The organism is Stenotrophomonas sp. 05L44_2, from assembly GCF_056665995.1.
Genome location: NZ_JBFTNR010000239.1, coordinates 1 through 5345 on the forward strand (window position 1 = coordinate 1; position 5345 = coordinate 5345).

The 5345-nt window shown below is 67.2% G+C and carries 7 protein-coding genes; 4 read left to right on the plus strand and 3 right to left on the minus strand.

Annotation, left to right across the window (positions count from 1 at the left end; genetic code table 11):
- The first annotated feature begins 2 nt into the window (after positions 1-2).
- Positions 3-1094 (plus strand): anhydro-N-acetylmuramic acid kinase, encoded by a 1092-nt coding sequence (locus AC1VAN_RS10115; protein WP_480985740.1) that lies wholly within the window; start codon positions 3-5, stop codon positions 1092-1094.
- 54 nt (positions 1095-1148) lie between these two features.
- Here the strand turns inward: AC1VAN_RS10115 and AC1VAN_RS10120 are convergent, their stop codons facing one another.
- The 3 genes from AC1VAN_RS10120 to AC1VAN_RS10130 all read right to left on the minus strand — a co-directional run bounded on the left by AC1VAN_RS10120 (position 1149) and on the right by AC1VAN_RS10130 (position 3558).
- A complete protein-coding gene (locus AC1VAN_RS10120; RefSeq protein ID WP_025879428.1) occupies positions 1149-1379 on the minus strand; it encodes a hypothetical protein in 231 nt (76 codons plus the stop codon).
- 77 nt (positions 1380-1456) lie between these two features.
- On the minus strand, positions 1457-2761 hold the full coding sequence (locus tag AC1VAN_RS10125; RefSeq protein WP_032977021.1) for an AmpG family muropeptide MFS transporter: 1305 nt from the start codon (positions 2759-2761) through the stop codon (positions 1457-1459).
- On the minus strand, positions 2758-3558 hold the full coding sequence (locus AC1VAN_RS10130) for an exodeoxyribonuclease III (protein WP_032977024.1): 801 nt from the start codon (positions 3556-3558) through the stop codon (positions 2758-2760). Before AC1VAN_RS10130 ends, AC1VAN_RS10125 begins: the two co-directional genes overlap by 4 nt.
- 163 nt (positions 3559-3721) lie before the next feature.
- On the opposite strand from AC1VAN_RS10130, the gene pyrE reads away from it, so the two are divergent.
- The 3 genes from pyrE (at position 3722) to AC1VAN_RS10145 (ending at position 5343) form a co-directional block, all read left to right on the plus strand.
- Positions 3722-4381 (plus strand): orotate phosphoribosyltransferase, encoded by a 660-nt coding sequence (gene pyrE, locus AC1VAN_RS10135; RefSeq protein WP_025879424.1) that lies wholly within the window; start codon positions 3722-3724, stop codon positions 4379-4381.
- Positions 4382-4400: 19 nt separating this feature from the next.
- Positions 4401-5075 carry a hypothetical protein gene (locus tag AC1VAN_RS10140; RefSeq protein ID WP_025879423.1) on the plus strand — a complete coding sequence of 225 codons (675 nt, stop codon included), beginning with the start codon at positions 4401-4403 and terminating at the stop codon, positions 5073-5075.
- A gap of 175 nt (positions 5076-5250) precedes the next feature.
- On the plus strand, positions 5251-5343 hold the full coding sequence (locus tag AC1VAN_RS10145; protein ID WP_313444161.1) for a potassium-transporting ATPase subunit F: 93 nt from the start codon (positions 5251-5253) through the stop codon (positions 5341-5343).
- Positions 5344-5345: the final 2 nt, after the last annotated feature.

Consider the following 5345-nt stretch of genomic DNA (forward strand, 5'->3'; position numbering starts at 1 on the left):
ACCTGGGCCTGATGTCGGGCACCAGCGCTGACGGCATCGATGCCGCGCTGGTGCAGTTCCCGGCCGATGGGGGGTGCCGCTTCGTGCACGGGCTGACCGCCCGCTGGGAGCCGGTGCTGCGGGCGCGGCTGGTGGCCCTCGGCGAAGGCGGCCCGCTGCAGTCGCTGGAGGAGCTGGGCGAACTGGACGCGCGGATTGCGATCAGCTTCGCCGCCGCCGCCAACCAGCTGCTGGAAGAAGCCGGTGTCGACCGTTCGCAGGTACGAGCCATCGGCTCGCACGGGCAGACGGTGCGCCATCGACCGTTGGCCGACCCGGCCTTCACCGTGCAGCTGGGTGACGGCAACCGCATCGCCGAGCTGACCGGCATCACCACCGTGTGCGATTTCCGCCGCCGTGACGTTGCCGCCGGTGGCCATGGAGCGCCGCTGATGCCGGCTTTCCACCTGGACATGCTGGGTGCGGCCGATGAGGACCGTGCGGTGCTGAACCTGGGCGGGATCGCCAACCTGACCCTGATTCCCCGCGAGGGCGTCGTGCGTGGCTTCGATACCGGCCCGGCCAACGCGCTGATGGATGCCTGGTGCCAACGCCATACCGGGCGCAGCTTCGATGCTGACGGCGCCTACGCAGCCAGCGGTGCGGTGGATGACAGCCTGCTGGCCGGCTGGCGCGCGGATCCGTGGTTCGCGCTGCCGCCGCCCAAGAGCACCGGGCGCGAGCAGTTCCACCTGCCGTGGGYCGAAGCACACATGGAGGAAGGCCAGTTCGCCGCAGCAGATGTGCAGGCGACACTGCTGGAGCTGACCGCGGCGACGGTGGTTGATGCGCTGCTGGCCCAGCAGCCGCACACCCGGCGGGTGCTGGTGTGCGGCGGTGGCGTGCGCAATACGCAGTTGATGCGGCGGCTGGCGGCGCGGTTGCCGGGCGTGGTGGTGGAGTCCACGGCGCTGCACGGGCTGGACCCGGAGTATGTGGAGGCGATGGGGTTTGCCTGGCTGGCGCAGCGGACGATGGACGGGCTGCCGGGCAACCTGCCGAGCGTGACCGGGGCGACGGGGCCGCGGATTCTCGGGGCGATCCATCCGGCGTGAGGTGACGCCATCCGCCGGGCTCCGCCGGGCCATGCCCGGCGACCCGACATCAGATCAATCGAAGCCCTGGCCGGCCGGCAGCGCCTGCAGTGCGGCGATCGCGTCGGAAAGCGCGTCGACTTCGGGATCGCCGAAGCCGGAGCGGACCTCCAGTTCACTGCTGAACAGGCCCTGCTCCAGCAGGACCGCGCAGGTCTGTTCGTGGGTCCAGCCACGGGCCACCGAGACCCGTTTGATGCGTTCCAGCAGCAGCGGGTCCAGGTCCCGCAGCACTACGTCGGCCATGCTCACTTCCCCGTTCGCAAGGCACCGCCCCCTCGGCGCGTCGGGGCGATCATCCCGCAGTAAGCGCACACAGGCAATCAGGCGGCGGGAGACGGCCCACGATCAACGATGCGTGGCCACAGCCAGGCCAGCAGCAGCATGGTGGGCACCACCGTGACGGCGCTGAGCATGAAGAAGGTGCTGTACGAGGTGGCCTCCACGATGTAACCGGAAACGCCGCCGACGAACTTGCCCGGCAGGTTGGCCAGCGATACCAGCAGGGCATACTGGGTTGCGGTGAAGTTGCGATCGGTCAGCGAAGACATGAAAGCCACCAGCACCGTGCCGGCAAAGCCCTGGAACAGGTTGTCGGCGCTGAGCGCGGCGTAGAACGCCCACAACTGCCCGGGATTGTGCGCCATCAGCAGGAAGGCCAGATTCGACAGGGCCACGCCCAGCGCCGCGACAAGCAGCATCCGGCGGAAACCGAAGGCGGCGACGGCGATACCGCCAAGGAACGCCCCACCAATACCCATCCACACGCCGAACAGCTTGGAGACCGTAGCGATGTCGGCCTTGTCGAAGCCCGAATCGAGATAGAAGGGTCCGGCCATCACGCCGATGACCTGGTCGGGAAACTTGAAGAACCCGACGAACGCCAGCAGCGCCAGCGCCAGTGCCATGCCGTTGCGGGTGAAGAAGCTGGTGATCGGCTGTACGAACGCTTCGGCAATGTCGATGCGGCGCTGCACGGCGTTGGCCGGGCGCTCCGGTTCGCGGCAGAACAGCGTGGTGATGATCGGCAGGATCATCAGTGCGGCCATGGCCAGATAGGCAATGATCCAGCCTTCGAACTGTGCCAGGTACAAGGCGCCGGCACCGGCCAGGATCAGGCCGATGCGATAGCCCAGCGTGTACGTGGCGGCCAACGCGGCCTGCGCGGTCTGCGGCGCGATCTCGATGCGGTAGGCGTCGACCACTGAATCCTGGGTGGCACCTGCAAACGATGCCACCAGTACCCAGGCCACCAGCGGCCACACGCCCTGCTCTGGCCGCACGAACGCCAGTGCCACCAGGCCCACCAGCACCAGGATCTGCGAGACCAGCAGCCACGAGCGGCGGCGACCGAGGAACCCCAGCAACGGAAACGCGTAGCGATCCAGCAGGGGTGCCCAGACGAACTTGAGCAGGTAGAAGAAGCTGGCCAGGCTGATCAGGCCGATGCTGCCCAGATCGAGGCCGACATCGCGCAGACGGGTGGACAGGGTCTGCGAGGCGATCAGCAGGAACGGCAGGCCACTACCGAAGCCCAGCAGGGCCATGGTCAGCGCCGAGGGCGTACCGAACGCACGCTTGATGCCGGCCCAGCCCTTGTAACCGGCAGGCTTGGCAGCCTCGGTCACAGGTCGTAGTCCACGATGAACGGCGCGTGGTCGGAGAAGCGCTGGTCGCGGTAGATCGAGCAGCTGCGCAGGCGGTCACGCAGGCCCGGGGTGATGAACTGGTAGTCGATGCGCCAACCAACGTTGTTGGCGCGGGCGGCGCCACGGTTGCTCCACCAGGTGTAGTCCTCGCCGGTCGGGTTGAGCAGGCGGTAGGCATCGGCCCAGCCGCGACCTGCGCCCACATCGGTGGCCTGGCCATGGTCGGCACACAGGGCATTGAGCCAGTCGCGTTCCTCGGGCAGGCAGCCGGAGTTCTTCTGGTTGGACTTCCAGTTCTTGATGTCCAGCGCCGAGCGAACGATGTTCCAGTCGCCGCACAGCACGTAGTCGCGGCCACTGCGCGCCCATTCCTCGAGGATCGGCCGCAGCCACTCCATCACTTCAAACTTGAAGCCCTGGCGCAGGTCGCCCGAACTGCCGGACGGGATATAGAAGGAGACCACGCTGAGGTTGCCGAAGCGGGCCTCGATGTAGCGGCCTTCGTCGTCGAACGGGGCCCAGCCCAGCGAGGTGATGACCTGGTCCGGTTCGCGCTTGCTGTAGATCGCCACGCCGCTGTAGCCCTTCTTGGTGATGGCATCGCGGTAGAAGCAATGGTGGCCGTCCGGGCGGAACATCGGGTCGGTCAGCTGGTCTTCCTGGGCCTTGGTCTCCTGGATGCAGAGGACGTCGGCGTCCTGGCCACGGAACCAGTCGAGGAAGCCCTTGGTGGCGGCCGAGCGGATGCCATTGGCGTTGAAGCTGATGATGCGCATGCGGAAGAACCTACGGCGGGAAACCGGGCAAGCATACCGGTTGCCTGCCGGGCTGAGCAGCCCGCGGGGGCAGCTGCGGATACCTGCGTGAAGGGGCCGGACGAGCGCAGAAAGCCCAGCTGGATTAGGATTTGCGCTCCAAATGAAGATGAATCGAGTTTTGATGAGCGACCACCGTCACCGTTTCCTGCAGCTGGCCCTGACCGCCGACGCCCTGCGCTTCGGCCAGTTCACCCTCAAGTCCGGCCGGCTGAGCCCCTATTTCTTCAACGCCGGCCGTTTCGACTCCGGTTCCCTGCTGTCGCAGCTGGGGGCGTGCTATTCCGACGCCATCGACGCCACCGGGATCAAGTACGACGTGGTGTTCGGCCCGGCCTACAAGGGCATTCCGCTGGCCACCGCAATGGCCTGCGAGCTGGCCCAGCGTGGCCGCGATCTGCCGCTGTCGTTCAACCGCAAGGAAGTGAAGGACCATGGTGAAGGCGGCCAGTTGATCGGCGCCGACATGACCGGCAAGCGCGTGCTGATCGTCGACGACGTGATCACCGCCGGCACCGCCATCCGCGAGGCGCTGGCGATCATCCGCGCTGCGGGCGGTATTCCGGCCGGCATCGTGGTGGCCCTGGACCGCCAGGAGATCGCCTCGGACAGCGACCATCGCTCCGCCGCACAGGCCGTGGCCGAAGAGGCCGGCATCCCGGTGATCGCCGTGGCGACGCTGGCCGACCTGCTTGATTTCGCGTCCGGAAATCCGGAACTTGTAGGCTACCGGCAGCCGCTGGAGGCCTATCGCGCCCAGTACGGCGTCCGTTCCACGCGCTGACCATCAGGGGGAAGGTCGCATGTTCCGAGTTCCTGCCATCGTTGCTGCCAGCCTGCTGCTGGTGATGCCGCAGACGCTGCTGGCACAGTCCAGCGGCAAGGCCGCAGACAAGAAGCTGTACTGCTGGAACGAGGGCAAGGAGCGGATCTGCAGCGACGCGCTGCCGGCCGATGCGGTCAACCACGCCCGTGATGAGTTCAGCGCCAACAGCGGCCTGCGCAACGCGCAGGTGCAGCGCGCGTTGAGCGATGAGGAACGCGCTGCCGCCAGCACGGCGGCGGCGCAGGTCCAGCTGGATCAGATGGCCGAGCAGACCCGGCAGCGTACCGAACAGGCGATGCTGACCACCTACGGTGATGAGAATGCGCTGCGGCGCGTGTTCGCCGAGCGCCAGGAGGTGCTCGACAACAACCTCAAGACCGCCCAGTACAACGTGGCCAGCCTGCGCGAATCGCTGGTGGCCCTGCTTGCTGCCGCCGGCGACCGCGAACTGGCCGGCGGCAAGGTGGCCGACAAGCAGGCCCAGGCGATCGGCCAGCGCCATGCGCAGCTGCAGTCGCAGCAACGGCTGCTGGCCAGTTTCGAACAGCAGCAGCAGGCATTGAAGGTCGAAATCGAAAGCAGCCTGCAGCGCTATCGGCAGCTGAAGGGATTGGCGCCGGTGGACGTGCCGGCACAGACCCCGGCGGGTTGAGCGGCGCGCTGTTCGCCCGGCATGGCCCGGCGCTGCCGCTTGCCGGGTTACGGCCTGGACCCTGGAATTTATGCACTCTTTACGCGTCGGCCCTGTCCGGCGCGTAGTGCGTTTATGGGGGCGGGGACGACGATGACGGCCTGAGGTGGAGGGGTTCCACCAGGTCTCAAATTCCATGTCCCCCTGGCTGTCGTTGCTGTGTGGCGTGCTGGTGCTGGTTGCCGCCGCCTATCTTGTTTATGTCGTGCTGCGGCCCGAGTCGTTCTGAGC